Source organism: Candidatus Dadabacteria bacterium (assembly GCA_009837205.1).
Classification (GTDB): Bacteria; Desulfobacterota_D; UBA1144; order Nemesobacterales; family Nemesobacteraceae; genus Nemesobacter.
The window spans coordinates 19,546-37,490 of the sequence record VXTZ01000024.1 but is presented as its reverse complement, the minus strand read 5'-3'; the positions used below and the strand labels follow the sequence as shown (position 1 = coordinate 37,490).

General features: G+C 51.1%; 11 protein-coding genes and 3 tRNA genes. 8 read left to right on the top strand and 6 right to left on the bottom strand.

Annotation, left to right across the window (positions count from 1 at the left end):
- Positions 1 to 4: 4 nt before the first annotated feature.
- The gene (locus F4Z13_05625) at positions 5 to 841 is read right to left on the bottom strand and encodes a prepilin peptidase (protein MXZ48713.1); all 837 of its coding nucleotides are present in this window, start codon (positions 839 to 841) and stop codon (positions 5 to 7) included.
- 59 nt (positions 842 to 900) lie between these two features.
- Positions 901 to 3,000: a CDC48 family AAA ATPase gene (locus F4Z13_05620; GenBank protein ID MXZ48712.1), complete on the bottom strand. Its 2,100-nt coding sequence runs from the start codon at positions 2,998 to 3,000 to the stop codon at positions 901 to 903.
- Here F4Z13_05620 and F4Z13_05615 point away from each other — a divergent pair.
- The 7 genes from F4Z13_05615 (at position 2,954) to F4Z13_05585 (ending at position 9,543) form a co-directional block, all read left to right on the top strand.
- The gene (locus tag F4Z13_05615; protein MXZ48711.1) at positions 2,954 to 4,204 is read left to right on the top strand and encodes a DNA replication/repair protein RecF; all 1,251 of its coding nucleotides are present in this window, start codon (positions 2,954 to 2,956) and stop codon (positions 4,202 to 4,204) included. The two genes, F4Z13_05620 and F4Z13_05615, sit on opposite strands and share 47 nt — an antisense overlap.
- Before the next feature lie 100 nt (positions 4,205 to 4,304).
- Positions 4,305 to 4,766, top strand: a complete 462-nt coding sequence (locus F4Z13_05610; protein MXZ48710.1) for a hypothetical protein — start codon at positions 4,305 to 4,307, stop codon at positions 4,764 to 4,766.
- A gap of 31 nt (positions 4,767 to 4,797) precedes the next feature.
- Complete coding sequence (locus F4Z13_05605) at positions 4,798 to 5,691, top strand: MBL fold metallo-hydrolase (protein MXZ48709.1); 894 nt, start codon at positions 4,798 to 4,800, stop codon at positions 5,689 to 5,691.
- A 67-nt stretch (positions 5,692 to 5,758) separates the two neighbouring features.
- A tRNA-Pro gene (locus tag F4Z13_05600) sits at positions 5,759 to 5,834 on the top strand.
- Positions 5,835 to 5,870: 36 nt separating this feature from the next.
- Positions 5,871 to 5,948, top strand: a tRNA-Arg gene (locus F4Z13_05595).
- Between the two features lie 49 nt (positions 5,949 to 5,997).
- Entirely contained in the window at positions 5,998 to 7,269 is a 1,272-nt protein-coding gene (locus F4Z13_05590; protein MXZ48708.1) for a DUF2130 domain-containing protein, read from the top strand.
- Between the two features lie 6 nt (positions 7,270 to 7,275).
- A complete protein-coding gene (locus F4Z13_05585) occupies positions 7,276 to 9,543 on the top strand; it encodes an AAA family ATPase (protein MXZ48707.1) in 2,268 nt (755 codons plus the stop codon).
- Positions 9,544 to 9,728: 185 nt separating this feature from the next.
- Here F4Z13_05585 and mgtE read toward each other — a convergent pair whose 3' ends face one another.
- From mgtE to F4Z13_05565, 4 genes are all read right to left on the bottom strand, one after another.
- Entirely contained in the window at positions 9,729 to 11,102 is a 1,374-nt protein-coding gene (mgtE, locus tag F4Z13_05580) for a magnesium transporter (GenBank protein ID MXZ48706.1), read from the bottom strand.
- A gap of 332 nt (positions 11,103 to 11,434) precedes the next feature.
- Positions 11,435 to 13,708: an isocitrate lyase family protein gene (locus tag F4Z13_05575; GenBank protein MXZ48705.1), complete on the bottom strand. Its 2,274-nt coding sequence runs from the start codon at positions 13,706 to 13,708 to the stop codon at positions 11,435 to 11,437.
- A gap of 44 nt (positions 13,709 to 13,752) precedes the next feature.
- Positions 13,753 to 15,636 (bottom strand): malate synthase, encoded by a 1,884-nt coding sequence (locus F4Z13_05570; protein ID MXZ48704.1) that lies wholly within the window; start codon positions 15,634 to 15,636, stop codon positions 13,753 to 13,755.
- Positions 15,637 to 15,907: 271 nt separating this feature from the next.
- On the bottom strand, positions 15,908 to 17,668 hold the full coding sequence (locus F4Z13_05565; GenBank protein MXZ48703.1) for a hypothetical protein: 1,761 nt from the start codon (positions 17,666 to 17,668) through the stop codon (positions 15,908 to 15,910).
- Positions 17,669 to 17,849: 181 nt separating this feature from the next.
- Between F4Z13_05565 and F4Z13_05560 the strand changes: the two genes are divergently transcribed.
- Positions 17,850 to 17,927 (top strand) — tRNA-His (locus tag F4Z13_05560).
- Positions 17,928 to 17,945: the final 18 nt, after the last annotated feature.

The following is a 17,945-nucleotide window of genomic DNA, read 5'->3' as shown; positions in this document are numbered from 1 at the left end:
GGCTCTACCCAGGCGACCCGATGTTTATTCCGGCAAGGAGAAAAAGATCGTCTCCGAGCAGGTAAAGCAAGGCCGAGAGGGAAAGAAAGGGGCCGTAGGCTATGGCATGTCCCGGATCTTTCTTGCGCAGTATTATAACCGAGAGTCCGATAAGGGTTCCCAGGATGGAACTCAGAAATATTATGACCAGCACCCCCCACATTCCGAAAAAAGCTCCCAGCATCGCTACGAGCTTTACGTCGCCCATTCCCATTCCTTCTTTTTTTCTCAAGTTTCTATATGCCATGGCGATCAGCAAGAAAGCGCCTCCTCCGAGCAGCGTCCCCCCTATGGAATTAAAAATGGCGATACTGGCCGTCGCGGGCAGAAAGTCCGCAAGGCCGGAGAAAAAAACCGCTTCGGCCGCGGCTGCCCAGTCGGTTCTGATCGCGTTTAGCAAAACCCCGGCCGCTATCCCGGGAAGCGTTACCATGTCGGGAATGATCAGGTGTCTTATGTCTATCAGTGTTATGGCCACAAGTCCCGTGCAGAGCGCCAGGTAGAAAAACACTTCGAGCGACACTCCGAACTCCCTGTAGAGGAAAACCGCCAGCACCGCACAGAGAATTTCTACAAGCGGGTACTCGGCCGATATCCGCTCTTCGCAGTAGGCGCACTTGCCTCCTAGCAATAGCCAGCTCAGGATCGGAATGTTGTGAAGGGCCCTTATGGGGGTTTCGCAGCTTGCGCAGCGGGAACGCGGAGAGACTATCGAGACTCCGGCTGGAATTCTCCTTACACAGACGTTTGCGAAGCTTCCAAGTGCCGCTCCCAGAATGAAAAACCATATTTCGGGAACGATGCTATGAAGAAAAAGAAAAGAGCTTTCCAAGGCGACTCCTGTCCCAATAGCGGCTTTCGTTAAGCGTTTCTTTTCTGCAGTTCCGAAAGCGCCAGGTCAAAATGTCTTCTGCAGAGCTTGATGACTTTCCTGTTTTTCCCCAGATGTTCTTTTATCGCATGCAAAGATGCCCTGTTGCATACGAGCTTTATGTCCGCTCCAGTTCTGCCTTCAAGCTGTTCCGCAAGTGCGGTGAGTTTCACGTCCGTTCCGAGAGGCTTTTTCTGGGTGTGGATTTTGAGGATCTCGAGAATTTCCTGTTTTGACGGAGTCGGAATCTCAACCACCAGATCGAATCTTCCCGGTCTCAGAAGCGCCGGTTCGATCATGTCGATCCTGTTTGTCGCGGCAAGCACCAGCACATCCGGGAGTTCTTCAACCCCGTCAATCTCGGCGAGCAGCTGGCTTACCACCCTTTCGCTCACTCGGGTCGAGTTAGATTCGGAGCGTCTCGGGCAAAGGGCGTCTAGTTCGTCGAAAAACACTATGCAGGGAGAAACCTGCTTTGCCTTTTTGAAAACTTCCCTTACGGCGCGCTCCGATTCTCCGACATACTTGGAGAGAAGCTCCGCTCCCTTTATGGAAATGAAGTTAACATCCGTTCTGTTGGCAAGCGCTTTTGCGAGGAGGGTTTTCCCCGTTCCCGGAGGGCCATGAAGCAATATTCCCTTGGGTGACTTTACGTCCAAGGCCTCGTAGAAGTTCCTGTGCTTCATGGGCCATATGACGGATTCAATCAGGTCGTCTTTTACGTTCTCAAGACCTCCGACGTCATCCCAAGAGGTCTTCGGTATCTCAGCCACTATCTCCCTTATTGCGGAAGGATGGATATTTCGAAGCGCCTCAAGGAAGTCTTCCATGCCGACTTCGACAAGAAAGCTGTGTGCGACGTTGGAGACGAAATCCTGTTCCATGTCCGGCAGAATGTTGGTAAGAGAATTTATGGCCGCCTCCCTGCAGAGATTCTCTATGTCGGCCCCCACGTAGCCGCTTGAGAGCTCGGAGAGTCTCTGAAGATCCACGTCGTTTGAAAGCGGCATGCTTCTTGAATGAATCTGGAATATCTCTAGACGGGCCTTGGTATCGGGAACCGGAAGGTGGATTTCCCTGTCAAACCTGCCCGGGCGGCGAAGCGCGGGGTCGATTATGTCCGGAAGGTTGGTCGCTCCGATAACGGTGACGTTTCCTCTGTGCGTGAGACCGTCCATGAGGGATAGAAGCTGGGCCACCACCCTTTTTTCAACATCTCCCGTAACCTTGTCTCGGCGGGGAGCTATCGCGTCCAGTTCATCTAGGAATATTATGGACGGCTGGTTCTTGGTAGCGTTCTCAAATATCTGGCGCAGCTTGGCTTCGCTCTCCCCGTAGAACCTGTGAATTACCTCGGGGCCGTTTATTACCTGGAAATTTGAATCCGTTTCAAACGCTATGGCTTTTGCGAGCAGGGTTTTTCCGCTTCCCGGGGGGCCTGTCAGAAGGATTCCCCTGGGCGGCTGAACCCCGAGCTTTTCAAAAAGCGAGGGGAAGCGTATCGGAAGCTCGAGAATCTCCTTTATTCTTTTTATCTGGCTTGAAAGTCCCCCTATGTCCGTATACGAAACCCTTTCCGCGTCCACCTTGGTTCTCGGTCTCTGTATCACGTCCATGCGGGTTTTCTGGCTTATGACAACCGAGTGCTCAGGCATCGTGGTAAGCACGTCGAAGTCTTCGGTTTTGGCGGAGGACACCCTGACCGACACCCTGTCTCCGACCGTTACGGCGAGCCCTTCGAGTCTGTTGCAGAGGTGCTTGCTTTTGGCGGGGTCGTAGAGAAACGCCTTGTTTCTGGGACACAGGGTTATCCTGCTTGCCTTCTCAAGGTCAGCTTTCGTCACTATTACTATGTCGTCAAGCTCAACTCCCGCGTTCTCTCTCGTTACAGTATCTATTTCGATTACGGACCCCATTTCCCGCTCTTCGGCGTCAAGCGGTAGAGCTCTCACGACGGTTTTCCTCCTTCCGTCTATCTGCACTAGGTCCCAGGACGTAAGTCCCAGCTCCTGCATGTCTATGGGGCTTATCCTGGCGTAACCCTTGCCCGAGTCCCTCGAGTGGATTTCCGATATTTTAAGCGATATCATAAGTCAGTACCTTTCAAAAAAGATATTAACGCTTAAAATTTTATGGTCAAGAAAGCGCCTGCGGGAAGGGGGAAAGCGGCTTTTCCCCGGGAAAAAACAGTTGGCGAGTCAAGTGCAGCTTAAACATCTGAGCCTTAGGAACTACAGAAACTACGAAAATCTCTCCCTTCCGTTCTATACGGGACTGAACGTAATCCACGGACGAAACGCCCAAGGGAAAACCAACCTCCTGGAGTCCATCTACCTTGTATGCGGGATGCGGCCTTTTTCGGGCGCAAAAAACTCTGAGCTTGTGCGCTTCGGCTGCGAAGCTTCGCTCGTTAAGGGGGAGATTCTTTCGGCAAACGGTCTCAATGAAGTGCACATAACCGTGAAAAAAGAGGGCCGCCACACGCGGCTTAATTCAAAGACCGTGCGGAGCATAAGTCAGCATTTCGGCCGCTTCAAGGTCGTTTTGTTCCTTCCCTCGGACATAGAGATAGTTAAGGGCGGTCTTCAGGCAAGAAGAAATTACCTCGATTCCGTCGTAAGCGCCGTCCACCCAGCCCACATAAAGCAGCTTCGCGACTACCAGAGGGCTGTAAGCCAGAGAAACCACATGCTCGGATTAAAGGAGAAAGTGTCCCCGCTTTCCGTGGAACTCTGGGACGAGCAGATAGCCAGAATCGGAGCCGACATTGTGGGCAGGCGCATCGAGATGATAAAAAGCTTTAACCGCAAGCTCGCCGAGGTTTACGGGGAGCACGGGGAATCGGACACGTCGGCGCGCGTTAGCTACGGGTTTTCGTTTGAGCGCGGGTCGGATATTGCAGAGGCAATAAGGGAAGCGCTCTCCAAGAATTTTCCTTCTGATAGAAAAAGGGGTCATACGACTGTTGGTCCCCACAGGGACCGGGTCGGTTTTCTTCTTAACGGGCAGGACGCTTCACGCTTTGCCTCGCAAGGACAGTCGAAAAACCTGGTTCTGGCGCTTAAGGCCTCAGAGATAAGGCTTTTTAAGGAACACACGGGAACCAATCCCATACTTCTTCTCGACGACATAACGAGTGAGCTTGACATAAAGCGCAGAAGCTTTCTTTTCAAAACTCTCTCGGAATTCACCGGGCAGGTGTTCGTCACCTCGACCGATAAGAACGAGATACCCCGTCGGGGGGAATTCCACTCGTTTCTCGTTGACTCGGGCCGGGTGAAAGCCGGCGCTTAGGAGACTCTACTCTCTGCGGGCAACGGTTTTAAACAGAGGTCAGAGAAGTTATCATAAAAAGTTAACCAAAAGGTGTATTTAGTTGAAAGGAGGCAATGAAGTGTATAAAATCAAGCTGGTCCTGATAGCGGGCTTAATAGCTATTATGCCGACGCTGGCGTCCGCGAGCGATTGCAGCACGGTTGAAAACAACAATCTCGCGATTCACGCGGTGCCGGAACTCGTTCACCAGAAAGTCACGTTTGACGTAGCGGCGTCGCATACCCCGTTTGATGAAAAGTACTCTGAGATTGATAATATCAGCGTGTTTACGGGGGGAGCGGGCTTCAAGGTAGCGGGGGTAAAACTGGGTATGGGACTTAGTCACTATACGAACGGGACCTCTTACCCGGTAAAAGATGGAGATCCGTGTGTAGGTAATACCGCGTTGGCCGTGGCGGGTTTTGTTAACTTGGGCGAGAGCGCGAGGCTGAAACTGGGGATCGCCAGGAGCAGCGACCTAATAGACTCGTTGTCAATCGACAATACTACTTTTCACGCGGGTTTACGTTTCGGATTCTAAGAATGGAACAAACGCAGGAGGATATAACTAAATGGACCTGAAGATAATTGACGTTAATTTCTTTACAACGGAGGCGGTAGCGTCTTATCTCATAGAGACCGGAGAGGGGCCGGTGCTGATAGAAACCGGTCCCGACACGTCGTTTGAGAATCTTAAAAGCGGTCTTTCGGACCTCGGCTACGCGCCCTCTGACGTAAAGCACGTGTTCGTAACCCACATTCATCTTGACCACTCGGGTGCCGCCTGGCATTTCGCCGAGGCGGGATCCACCATATACGTTCACCCGGTGGGAGCTCCGCACCTTGTTGATCCCGAGAAACTCATGAGGTCCGCCACAAGGATATACGGGGACAAAATGGATGAACTCTGGGGCGAGGTAAGGGGAATGGATCAAAGCAGCGTGATTGCCATTGAGGACGGCCAAGTCATCAACATAGGAGACGTAGAAATAAGGGTTGTTGAGACAGCCGGACATGCCGGACATCATCACTGCTACCTGATTGAGAACGCACTTTTTACCGGGGATACTGCGGGGTGCCTGATGGCGGGCGGGCCCATGATTCCCGCAACTCCTCCTCCCGAGATACACCTTGAGAAGTGGAACGCTTCTATTGAGAAGATGAGGGAAATATCCCCAGACATTCTTTATCTCACCCATTTCGGCGGATACACGGATGTGGGTCCCATGCTTGACGCCGCCTCAGAAAAACTCGAAGAGTGGTCTGAATGGATTGGCGAGAGAGTATCAGCCGGCAAGAGTGATGAGGAGATAACCGAGGAGTTCGGCGCCTACTTCAACGAGATATTCGAGCGTGAGGGCACAAGCGAGGATGTTTACCGCAAGTACAATCTCATGGCTCCCTACCACATGAACGCCGGCGGCCTTATTAGGTACTGGAGGAGACACAAGCTTTCTGATTCCTGAGTCTTTTCGCCGGAACGGCGGTTTTGTTTTCTTCGGTTCCTGTCGTTATAATTACTCATTTTTGAATCGGGGTGTGGCGCAGCTGGGAGCGCGCAGCATTTGGGATGCTGAGGTCGGAGGTTCGAGCCCTCTCACCCCGACCATTTCTTCGTGATTTAGTGCGTGATTTAGTCTTTTTCGCGCCCGTAGCTCAGCCAGGATAGAGCAACGGACTTCTAATCCGTAGGTCAGAGGTTCGAATCCTCTCGGGCGCGCCAAGTTGCCAATAAGTGCAGACCGTAATTTTGGAAGGGGGGTTCCCGTTGCATGATCGAACCAACAATAATATGTCCTAACTGTTCCACTGAGATCAAACTCACCGAGAGCTTGGCGGCTCCACTCATTGAAGCAACCAAGGATGAATATGAGCGCAAGCTCAAGGAACAAGAAGACACAGTTGCGAAACGCGAAGCGGACATTCGACAACAGCAAGAACACATTGAGCGAGACAAGCAGCAGATTGAGGATAAGGTTGCTGAAAGGCTAAAGGCCGAACGCATTGCGATCTCTGAAGAAGAAAAAAAGAAAGCCCGCACCGCAGTGGCTGATGAGATTGAGGGGAAGATAAAGGAGATCGCGGAACTTCAGGGTCTTGTCAGTGAGCGCAACGAAAAACTTAAAGAAGCACAGAAGGAGCAAGCCAATTTGCTGAAAAAACAGCGTGAACTGGATGATGCCAAGCGTGAGCTTGATCTCACGGTCGAAAAACGTGTTCAGGAATCAATTGCTGCCGTCCACAAAAAGGCCAAAGCGGAAGCTGAAGAAGCGCTATCGCTGAAAGTGAGCGAAAAAGAACAACAGATTGCTTCGATGCAAAAGCAGATAGAAGACCTAAGGCGCAAGGCTGAGCAAGGCTCGCAACAGCTTCAAGGTGAGGTCATGGAACTTGCCCTTGAAGAGACGCTCCGAGCTAAATTCCCTCTCGACAGAATCGAACCCGTTCCGAAAGGGGAGTTTGGCGGTGATGTCATCCAAAGCGTCATTTCGGCTACTGGAAATGCCTGCGGCTCAATACTTTGGGAAAGTAAGCGAACAAAGAACTGGTCGGGCCGCTGGCTTACGAAGTTACGAGATGATCAGCGTGTGGCGAAAGCTGACATCGCAATTATTATCTCTCAAGCTCTCCCTAAAGACATAACCACATTTGGCCTAGTTGATGGCGTTTGGGTGACAGGGGTTCAGTTTTATGTGCCTTTGGCAATCGCACTGCGCCAATCGCTGATCGAAATTTACAATTCCAAGACAGCATCTGAAGGACAGCGGACCAAGATGGAGCTTGTATACCAATATCTGACTGGCCCACGGTTCCGACACCGTGTGGAAGCTATCGTGGAAAAGTTTTCCGACATGCAGGCCGATCTCGATCGCGAACGTAAATCAATGACACGTCTTTGGGCCAAGCGTGAGGCTCAAATCCAAGGTGTCATCGAAAGCGCGGTTGGCATGTATGGTGATCTGCAAGGGATTGCGGGACAAGCGATACAGGAAATTGAAGGATTAGAACTACCGCTTCTTGAAGATAAAGAAATTGAGGAATGATCCGCTATGTTGACAAACATAGAACGCATAGATGGTCTTGGTATATTTTATGACTACAAAAAAGCGGCTGACTTGGAGGATTTTGGTCGATTTAATATTCTTTATGGCATGAACGGGTCAGGCAAAACGACCCTTTCAAGAATGTTTGCAAGCTTTAATGTGGGAAACTCAGATGATTATCCTTCTCTCAAATACAAGATCACGAGCGATGAAGGACAATTCAAAGAGGGTCAATACTACCCTTGCATGATTCGAGTTTTCAATTCTGACTATATAGATTCAAACCTTGGTGAGATTGAGGGCCAATTAAATCCAATCTTTATTATAGGAAAAGAAAACAAATCGCTTGTTGGACAAATTCAAACTGATGAACAGACACTGAGTGCTTTTGAAGAAGAAGTACGTACGAAAACTGATGAAAGAAAAAGATTGGAAGTACTCCGTGGAAAGAAATTCACCGACATAGCGAGGATTATTGCATCGGAAACAAGTGGTCAGGTGACACGAACTTATCGTAAACCGAATGCTGAGGCGGCTTTCGCAGCTATGGAAGAAGAGAATTCCCTGAGTGAAGCCGAGCTAACAAAAAACTGCTCCACCTTGCGCCAAAAATCTCTGGAAAAAATCGACGCGATATATCTGGACACAGTTAATTTGTTGTCAGAAGAGCGACCAGTGAGCTTAAACTTAGTACAAGCTATCTCCGCGCTCGAAAGTTCAACACAAGCAATTCTATTGCAAACATCGGACTCGCTAGCGATCCAGCGCCTGCGCGACAATCCAGATATTGGAGGGTGGATTGAGCAAGGCCTAATTCTGCATGAGAAACACTCGTCTGAGAAGTGCGAGTATTGTGGCCAAGATATCACTGCCGAGCGCATGGAAGCGCTTGGCAGGCACTTTAATCAATCTGACAAACTATTGAAGCAACGCATCGAGAGTTTAATTCAGGATGCTAAGCTTATTATGAGCACTGTAAAAGCGGTTATAACTCCAATAAAGTCGCAACTGTATGATGAGTTGCAATGCGATTATCAGTCTCATCTTGAGGCCTTTGAAGATGCTAAAACGACTTTGTTAGATGATCTCGGGAATTTTCATGATTGTCTAAAAGACAAACTGCAGCGCCGAACGGAGCAGGTTCCATTCACTTTAAAGGAAATTAATCCTTCTACTTTTTATAAGAAGCTGGAAGCCCTAAATGATTTAATTGCTTTGCATAATGGCAAGACTGAATCCTTTGAAAAACATGTGCGCGCAGCCACTAATGCGATAGAAACACACCATCTCACCTCGATCCGTGAGGATGTGCTAGCCTATGATGCGGAGATCAAGGAAATTGATCAGCGATTGGAAGCGATAAAAGAAGGTGATTCGGCGACAGGCGAGCTTGGGACGGGTGCGCTAAAAAAGAGAATTTACAAAAACCGCCAAAAAGTATCAAACACCACCCAGGCTGCGGCAAGACTCACAGACCTATTACAGACCTTTCTTGGCAGAAATGAATTGCAATTCGAACCTGAAGGAGAAGGGTATCGCATCCTTAGAAATGGTGAGGCGGCGAAGCGCTTGAGCGAAGGCGAAAAAACTGCCATCACATTTATCTACTTTATTGTTCAACTTGAAGATCAGGATTTTGATTTACAGAACGGGATCGTCGTTATAGATGATCCCGTATCGAGCTTGGATTCAAATTCTGTTTACCAGGCATTTTCGTTCCTGAAAAATGCGATTAAGAACGCCAAGCAAGCGTTCTTGCTGACACATAATTTTGACTTTTTGAGGCTTTTATTAAATTGGTGCAAGAATATTCGGCCAAATTCTATCCGAAGAAAATATTACATGCTACTTTGCGACCTCAAATCTGATGGATCAAGACAGGCGACGATCAAACCCCTTGATAAGGAACTATTACAAAACGAGAGTGAGTATTCTTATCTATTTAAATTGCTTTATTTCTTTAAGTCCGACGGAACGATAGCCGGATCGTACCACATTCCTAATGTTGCCAGAAAGGTGCTTGAGGCTTTTCTAGAATTCTATTATCCGGGAAGTCAAAGCATGTATCACAAACTTGAGCGTGTTAATTTCGACGAAAACAAGAAAACAGCTCTACTTAAATTCGCGAATGATCTATCCCATTCTCCAGGCAAAGGTTTTGATCCAGCCTTGGTCCCAGAAACACAAAATAATGTGAAATACCTACTTGAAATGATAGAGACTGTTTCGCCAATTCATTACGCGTCACTCAAGGCTTCTGTTGAAGCGATCTAATAATAAAGGGTACATCCAGCATAGTTGGACCTAGTTCTCGTGGATCGACTGCGAGTTTGAGTCTCTCTTCTTAGGTGTACATTATAATACTGCAACAGAGTTTTTTCTCGGACGTATTTCCTATAAGAAACACATAATGGAAAGAAATACCGGGTTAAATTTTCTAAAGATACCGGCCAACTATTTCAGAGTAGGGCAGCGCCTAGGAAAAGGTAGAAGGCGCTACCAAATATATCGTTGAACGTGACGAGAAACGGTCCCGATGATACCGCCGGGTCCATCTTTAGTCTGTTAAGAACCAGCGGGCCTGCGACTCCAAGGAACGAAGTTGTAAGTGTGGCTCCTACGATTCCCGCGAATATTACCAGAAACAATCTTGTAACATCAGCCTCCGCGGTATTTAGCAGAAGTCCGATCAGGGAACCCAAAATGCCGCTTATAATCCCGAGAACCAATCCCACCTTGAGTTCCCCCAGAAGAAGATCTTTTATCTGGCTTTTAAAGAAATCGCCGGCGGCTATTGTTCTGACGGTGATGGTGTTTGTCTGAACCCCCACGTTTCCACCCGTAGCCATGACCAGGGGAAGCAGGGCTGCGAGTACGATGAAATTCTCAAGAGTGGTCTGGAATTTTTGCATTATTATAATTGCCAGGACAAGTTCTCCCGCGAGGGCCAGCATTATCCAGGGAGCTCTCAGCCTCACGTTGTCGTATATGGATGTGTGTACAGGATGTAGTCCCTCGCCGGTTATACCGCCGAGTTTGTATATGTCTTCTCCAGCCTCTTCGGATATGACGTCAAGTATGTCGTCGGCGGTTATCCTGCCGAGCAGCACTCCAGCATTGTCTACCACGGGAAGCGATACTTCGTCGTATTTCCTGAAGATCCTGGCTACTTCCTCCTGGTCCATTTCCGGAATGACTGTGATCTCGACCGGGTCCATTATGGTCCAGAGGGGAGAATCAGGTGCCGCTGTTGAGAGCTTAAGCGGGAACACTCTTCCGACGAGTCTCCCTGTTTCGTTCACCACGTACACCATGTGCAGGTCCTCTACGTCGTCTTCGTCTTCTTCCTCGATTTGTCTTATGAGTTCAATGGTTTCTCTCGAGGTGGCGTCATGCGGACTTTTAAGAACCTCGGTCTGCATGATTCCGCCCGCGGAATCTTGGGGATACTTTAGAAGCGGCGTCACCTCCTCGCGTTCTTCCGGATCCATGGCTTCGAGAACTTTCTTTGCCACATCCTCCGCGAGTTCTCCCAGGAAGTCGGCGGCATCGTCCGATTCCATTTCTTCGGCCATCGCGATGAGGGAAGTTTCCCCCATGAGCTTGAGTATGCTTACACGTTCCTCGGGGTTAAGCTGGAAATAGACCTCGGATGCTACTTCCACGTCTAGAGCCTCGAGTATGAGATGCTTCTCTTTCTGGGAGGAAGCCTGTATAAGGGACGCTATCTCGGATGGATGCATGGACTGGGTTATGCCCCTCACGGCATCCCAGTTCCCTTTCCTTACGGCCCTGTCTATTTTCCTTACCGTTTTTTTGACGTTAACCGGCATCGTGTTACCCTCGCCGTATTTTTAGGAGGCGTATTGAGACACTGCCCCTTTTCTGAACAGATTAGAATACAGTTTTCGGTCTCGATTACTACAAAAAATATACTCTGCGCCTTTTTTCTTTGAAGCTGTAGCGGCGGGAAGCCATCCATTGCCCCACTTTGTTGTTATGGCCGCGCATAACTCCTATGGGGGACTGGTCATCGGGAAGTGAGATTTAATCAGTGAGCGATATCTCGCGGAAGGAGCGGACAAAAAGCTGTGCCTAAGGTGAAAAGGAACACTTTTCACCTTAGGCACGCACAAAAACAGAATCTTTTCAATCCGGCATTCTGTTACTTCTTTTTGCGTCTACCGGTTTTTTTTGCGATGAGCTTCTTGAGTTCCCTGCGGTCGGGGCTAAGCAGCTCCTTAACGTATTCGACGTTCACCTTGGTCACTATTATGTGACCGACTTCTGTGTTGACCGATTCGTAGATTCCGAGCCTCATCATCCCCTTGGTCTGCATGAGATTGTCTTCCGTGGGGCTTACGTAATGCACGAAATCGGTTCTGTAACGGTGAATCAGGAACAGGTGAAGCAGTGTCGCGAGACGTTTCTGGCGAAGTGCGGGATCAAAATTGTTCTCGTCCCTCACCGTCAGTATTTTCTCTCCTTTTCTGTCCTGCAGTATTTCGAATATGACGTCCCCTACCTTATCGCCGTTGCCGTTTATGATGTTCAACTCAAGCACGAAAGTTCCCACGGTGTGAGGCTTGAGTTCAACAGTGAAGCTGTCTTTGATCTTGTAGTGTCTTGTCCAGGCCTCGAGCCACTCTTCGAGAAGCTTGATAGAGACTTCCGTCTGAACCAGGTGCTGGAATTGCGTCGAACCCTTGCCCATAGCCTTCGTGGTCGCGGTTCTTCCGGAACTTGCAACAAGTGCTCCGTCCATGCGGGGTCCTCCGACATGGGTCTGCGGAGTCTTGTAAGGCGAATCTATGAGCCTCAGCCTTCTCTGCACGCGCGCCAGGGCGAGCATGCCGTCTTCCATGAGCGCGGTTGCGAACTCTTCGGCGGCCATGCCGTCGATCTGGTGGCCTCCGTAGGTTATGAAATCGAACACGAAGCCGAGCTTTCCTATCTCCTCGGGGAATTTCTTCATTTCCTCGTCGGTCATTCCCGTCGTGTCCCAGTTAAAGGAAGGAGAGAGGTTGTAGGCAAGCATCTTGTCCGGAAAGACCTCGTGAATGGCGTCCGCGAACTGCCTTGCGTCCTCAAGGTCTGCCGTCTTGGTTTCCATCCAGAGCAGGTCGGCGAAGGGCGCCACGGCAAGCGACTTTGCGATCGCGTATTCAATTCCGCCTTTTACCTGGGAGTATCCCTCGGGCGTTCTTGAAATCTCGGGGTCCCATATGTAGTCGATTCCCAGGGAATCGGCCTTCTCCATGGCGTCTTTAGTGGAGGCGGTCTTGGCAAACTCTCTCCACTGCTCGATGGTCATGTCGAATTCAATGCCCTGCTCCATGTTAAACTCCATTAGCGTCTCTATTGTTTCGCCGAAGGTGCTCAGGCCGGATTCCTCTTCCCATATCTCAACGAACTTGGTGACTACGGAATCCAAAGCGGTTTCAAGTTCCTGGGTGTCCCCCTTCATTGCTTCTATAGTCTCGTCAATAACCGACGCTATGCCGGTTTGCTCAAGCCACTTGTCCGTTTCCGCATAGACCTCTTTGCTTATCTTGTAGAGCTTGTGGCCATTTATCTCCTTTACGCCTTTTTCGTGGATTCTTTTAAGGATCGTCAGGTAGGCGTTTTTGTAGCTTGGGATGTTGAGCTTGGTTGCTCCCAGGACAAACGGCTGGTCGCGCTCGTCTCCGTTTCCGTCAAGAAGGGTGGCGGCTTCGGCGTCGGTCCTTGAAACTATTATTCCGGGCACTTCCATGATATCGAGCTGGAACCGGGCGGCGTTAAGTCTCTTTATCTGCTCGTCGGAAGGAACGAGAACTTTTCCGCCTTGGTGACCGCATTTCTTGGTTCCGGGCTTCTGGTCTTCTATGTGATAGCCTGTAACGCCCGCCTCGACGAACCTTCTGATAAGGTTTCTAACGTGGGCATCGCCGCCGTGCCCAGTGTCCGCGTCGGCGATTATGAATGGGCTGTAGTCAATCTCGGGTGTCTGCTCCCTTTCTTTATCGGTCATCCTGGCCCGGTTGTATCTCTGGTTTTTGTCCGCGGCGAGAAGCGCCCTCACTATCGGGGCCGCCTCGTCCGGCACCTGGCTAAGCGGATAGCTAGCGAGATCCGCTCCCTGGTCCTCGCCGATCGATCCCTTTGCCGACGTGGCCCATCCGCCGAGATATATGCCCTCTATTCCCTTTCTTTTCATCATGACTGCCTGGCCGGGCGAATAGGGGCCGAAGGACGTTATCTGCTTTCGCTCGGCGAAAAGCTCGCGGAGTCTTTTGTAGAACGCCCCCGCGGCGTTTTTCGCGATTGAGTAGTCCCTTCTTATGGTTCCTCTCTGCTCCACCACTTGGCGGGGCGAGTAAAGACGAGTTATTCCCTTAAAGCGCGCGCTTGAGAAATACCTTTTCGTCTTCTTTATCTCAGCTTCTAACTGGCTCATCGATATGCTCTCCTGAAAATAAAAATGGTTGTTTCTTCGGGAACCTAGATTACGAAATCGAGGTTCTCGGTGATTCTCGTGTCATTGCCCGCGAACTCCGTCATGTAGAGTTCGATTCTCTGCGAGGCCACCTCGTGGTCATGGTTGTTTAGGTTTATGTTGAGCAGGTCTATGTACCACGGCACCTTTACGTCGTCAAGCACGTAGGCTCTCACTATCTGCTTCGCTATCGGAAGGGTAGTGGGCTTGGAGATGTCGTGGACATCCCTGTCGCTTGCCGCCTGGAGCTTTGCGTACTCTTCCTCAAGAAGCCTCTCGAAGACCTCGACGGTGAACGTGTCCCCGGCCTTAAGCCCGGTCTCGGGGTCGTCCTCGGTGAGCTCCGCTCCCTTGTGGATCCACTCCCAGAGTATGCTGAGCCTTATCTCTCCGGTAGCGGCGTCCTCCATCAGGTAGAGAATGTCGTCGTTTCCGAAGAAGTCGGCGGGCTTGAGCGCCGCGGCCTGGAATCCCTGGCCGAATGCGTTTCCGTACTGAAGTCCGACGCTAAGCAGGTTGCGTGCCCCCCTTATCGTTCTCGGGGCGGGCTCAAGAAGTATGAGGCCGTCTGCGTCCTCCTGGGTGTAGGTAAGGAGAGGGAATTCCCTTCCGAGCTGGTTCTCCTCGCCGACCTTATCCCAGACGGGCCTTATTATGTGGACCATCTTCCAGTGGGCGACCCATTTGCCGCTCGCCCCTTCCTGCTGCTCCCTTACGGCCCCCGCGTAGGCCTTCTCCATGCTGCTCTCGACCCCTTCTTTCGATCCCACCGGTATGTTGGGCTCCATGCCTCCCTGCCAGAGCGCGAAGTTCCCGTTTACGTCCGGGGTATTAACGGCCCTTCTAACGCGGTCCTCGTAGTTTCTCATGTATCCGTAGGTCATGGTGATCGACTCTATGTTCGGGTTAACGAAATCCTCATCCCACGCCATGGCGTCAGAGACGCTGTTTATGTAATCCCACCTGCCGGTGTTAAACCCGGCGAAGTGCTTGCCCAAAACTGCCCTTATCTCCATCAGTTGGAACGTTTCCTCGAGCTGCTCTATAAGCACGTATACCTTTATAGTGCCTTCGGGAAGCCCGATGTGGCCCTCAAGGGCGCTTAGCATCTCGTTCCATAGCGCGGCTTCCTCGGCGGTCTGGATCTTGGGCAGGTAAAGGACTATGGATGAGTTTCTCTTGGCGAGTTCCCTGTAGTTGTTAACGACAAAAAGCGTCATGTCGACCACGGAAGCCGAAAGCGCTACGCCGTCAGCGTCGCGTATGTGGCGGTCGTCCAGGTGAAGTCCCCTCGCCCTGAAAATAACGGTGGTGAAGTCAAGCTGCTTTTCCCAGTCCTCGATTATGTCGTGTCCGAAAAAATCCCGTCCCCAGCTGTTCATCTGCCCGGCCACGCCTTCGGCGGTTTTCATGAACACTTCGTCCCTCGCAATTGCGAGCTTCAGATTGCGCTGATTGTCAAGGGACATCGTTGATATCTGCCCTAGGGCATCCTCGCCGTCGAACATCCACCCGTCCGCGCCCGAGAGAAGGGCGTAGGCGACGTTTCTTATGCTTTTTTCAACCGGGGAGTTCGGTTTTGCCGCTGGGCCCGTTCCCTGTATCCACTGTGTTTTGAGGTCGTGGGGAATCTCCGGTCCTTCGAATTTTCCGTCCCTTGCGTCCTGAACCTTGAGATTGGTGCGCGGGATAAGAGAATCTGGATCAAGAAAAGTTATTCTTTCCTTGGATTCATAGCGCCTTTTTCTTCTCTGGGTCCTTTTTTCCATGAGGGCCTTCTGCTCGCCGTTGAAGCGGGCCATGAATTCAAGGGCCTCCAGTGCTTCCGGCGTGTACACGTCCCCATAGGATTGCTCGATGTTGTCTCTTATGTGCAGTGTGGTGCCCATTGGTTCTTCACTCCTCGGATGCCTGTTATGATTGAATAAAGACAGCCTAGTATAAACAAGTTCTCGATTAAATCAAATATCCAGCCGGAACCCGTTGGGCGTCGGGGAAAACGGCGGTTTTTTAGCTTTGAGAGGGATCGTACAGGCGAGCATAGAAGGGGCTTTTAAGCTGCCGGTACGCGAGGACTTCGCAGGGGAAGACGGACGGCAGGAGCGCCGGTATTTCCCGGCTTACACAGCTAAAACCTTGCGCCTCTCCTCTTTTGACCACTCAATTGGATGAAGGAGCTGGTGCCTTCACGCGGATCTTGACGATGTCCGTGTCGTAATACTGTTGATGTTGTACCGACGAGGCGATGTGCTGCAACAGTCGCAGAGACACATCTTGTTCAGTTGGGGCTTCCGTAGCTCGCTCGCCTAGCAGCGCGATCCGGTCTTCGAGATTTTCTTCAGTGGCTGATGCAATGAATTCAAGCACAGCCTCGTCGCCTTCTTTGTGCGCAATAATGTGCAGTCGCCGCAAGGGTTCTTCCTCATCTGATGTCGTCTTCTGCTCAAGCAGTGTGAGCAGGGTTTCTTCACTGGCGGCGTCAAGTCGGTCAGCCATCGCCTCCCCCCAACCGCTGTGGGAAGCAAACGATTGGAGAAACTCCCGGATTTTCGGCAATGTCGTGATGTGGAACGGAAGCTCTATGCGTCTGCGCCGAGGTTCAGTGACTTCCACAAAAAGTGTCAAGAGCAGAGCGGTGAGACCACCTGCCGTCATGCCGTTCTGCAATAATCCACCGGCAAAGGCCGCAAAATACTCAGGGAAGATCACGCCGTTCTGAAAGCCGACACCTACCCAGAATGAAACTCCTGCAATCATGCCTTTGCGGTAGTCAATTCCGTCCTGGACGACGACCTTCATTCCAACCACAAACAGCATGGCTACCAGGATGGCTAGGTACCCTGCGGCCACCGGACTCGGAATTGCAAGAATTGCGGCGAGCGCCTTGGGGAAGCACGCCAAGATGAGAAAGACGATGCCCGCAGCAACCCCGACTGTCCGGGTTCCCACTCCGGTAAGTTCCGTTACCGATACGCTGGTCGAGTACGTCGTATTTGGAATCGTGCCGGCACACCCGGATAGCAGGTTGCCCACCCCATCGGCAGCCACGGCTCCCTGAACGGAACGAAAGTCTACGGCCCGTGGCCGTCGCCACGAAATGCGCTGAATTGCTACGGAGTCGCCAACTGTTTCGATTGCACCAATCAGGGTGACAAAGATGAACCCGGGCAGAAGCGTCCAGAACGTCGGTCCAAAACTCAGATCAAGGCCGGGCCAGCCTCCTTGCGGAAACCCGATCCAGGCGGCCTCGAAAATGCGTGCCGTGTCGTAAATTCCGAAAAAACCGCCAACAATGGATCCTACAATGACGCCTGCTACGGGTGCCCAAAGTCGAAATACACCGGTGCCCTTGAGGGCGATGCCAGTGATGACAAGTACGGTTACAAGCGCGCTGAAGGGAGCAGCCTGGGGATGTGCGGCATCCTGAACGTTATCCAGGAGATCGAAAATTATTGGCATCACGGTGACGGAAATCAGCATGATTACCGTACCTGCGACTGTGGGGGTGAGTATCCGGCGAAACAGAGAAAGACGTCTCGCCAAGGCAAATTGAAACAAAGACGAGATAATGACGAGCGTCGCCAGCATGGCGGGTCCGCCTTGTGCGATCGCGGTAATGCAGATTGCGATGAATGCGCCGGAGGTGCCCATCAAGAGGACGTATCCTGCGCCGATTCGACCAACTCTGACGGCCTGCAGTATCGTGCTTATCCCGCTGATCACGACTGATGCGAATACCGCCCACATCATGTAAGCCTCAGATCCGCCGGCCGCCTTGATCACGATTAACGGCGTGAGGACGATCCCCGATATGGTGATAATGGCAAGTTGCAGTCCCAGCCCGGCTATCAGTAGCGTTGGCGGTTTGTCGTTAGGTTCGTAGCGGACGTCTGATCGCAAAGCGGAAGTGTCGGTAGCCATGTTCGGTACTATACTAAATGTAGTCGGATTTTGGAAGTCATGTGTTTAAACCGCAATCAGAGGCGCCGAAAGCAGACGCAGGGTTTTTGGCGACTTTCTCCCGGCGATTTTGTCTGTTAACGAGGTTGCCGGTATATTAACAGATTCGGTTTTTACCTCGTAGACAATGAAAATTTCAGCGGTGGGTGTAGCTCAGCCCGGTTAGAGCACTTGGTTGTGGCCCAAGAGGTCGCCGGTTCAAATCCGGTCATCCACCCCATTTCCTCACAGGCCGCGG

Excerpts from the sequence above, each read along its gene's own strand:
- F4Z13_05565 (MXZ48703.1), bottom strand. The coding sequence starts at position 17,668 with ATGGCTACCGACACTTCCGCTTTGCGATCAGACGTCCGCTACGAACCT.
- F4Z13_05590 (MXZ48708.1), top strand. The coding sequence starts at position 5,998 with ATGATCGAACCAACAATAATATGTCCTAACTGTTCCACTGAGATCAAA.
- F4Z13_05620 (MXZ48712.1), bottom strand. The coding sequence starts at position 3,000 with ATGATATCGCTTAAAATATCGGAAATCCACTCGAGGGACTCGGGCAAG.
- F4Z13_05575 (MXZ48705.1), bottom strand. The coding sequence starts at position 13,708 with ATGAGCCAGTTAGAAGCTGAGATAAAGAAGACGAAAAGGTATTTCTCA.
- mgtE (MXZ48706.1), bottom strand. The coding sequence starts at position 11,102 with ATGCCGGTTAACGTCAAAAAAACGGTAAGGAAAATAGACAGGGCCGTA.
- F4Z13_05585 (MXZ48707.1), top strand. The coding sequence starts at position 7,276 with ATGTTGACAAACATAGAACGCATAGATGGTCTTGGTATATTTTATGAC.
- F4Z13_05605 (MXZ48709.1), top strand. The coding sequence starts at position 4,798 with ATGGACCTGAAGATAATTGACGTTAATTTCTTTACAACGGAGGCGGTA.
- F4Z13_05570 (MXZ48704.1), bottom strand. The coding sequence starts at position 15,636 with ATGGGCACCACACTGCACATAAGAGACAACATCGAGCAATCCTATGGG.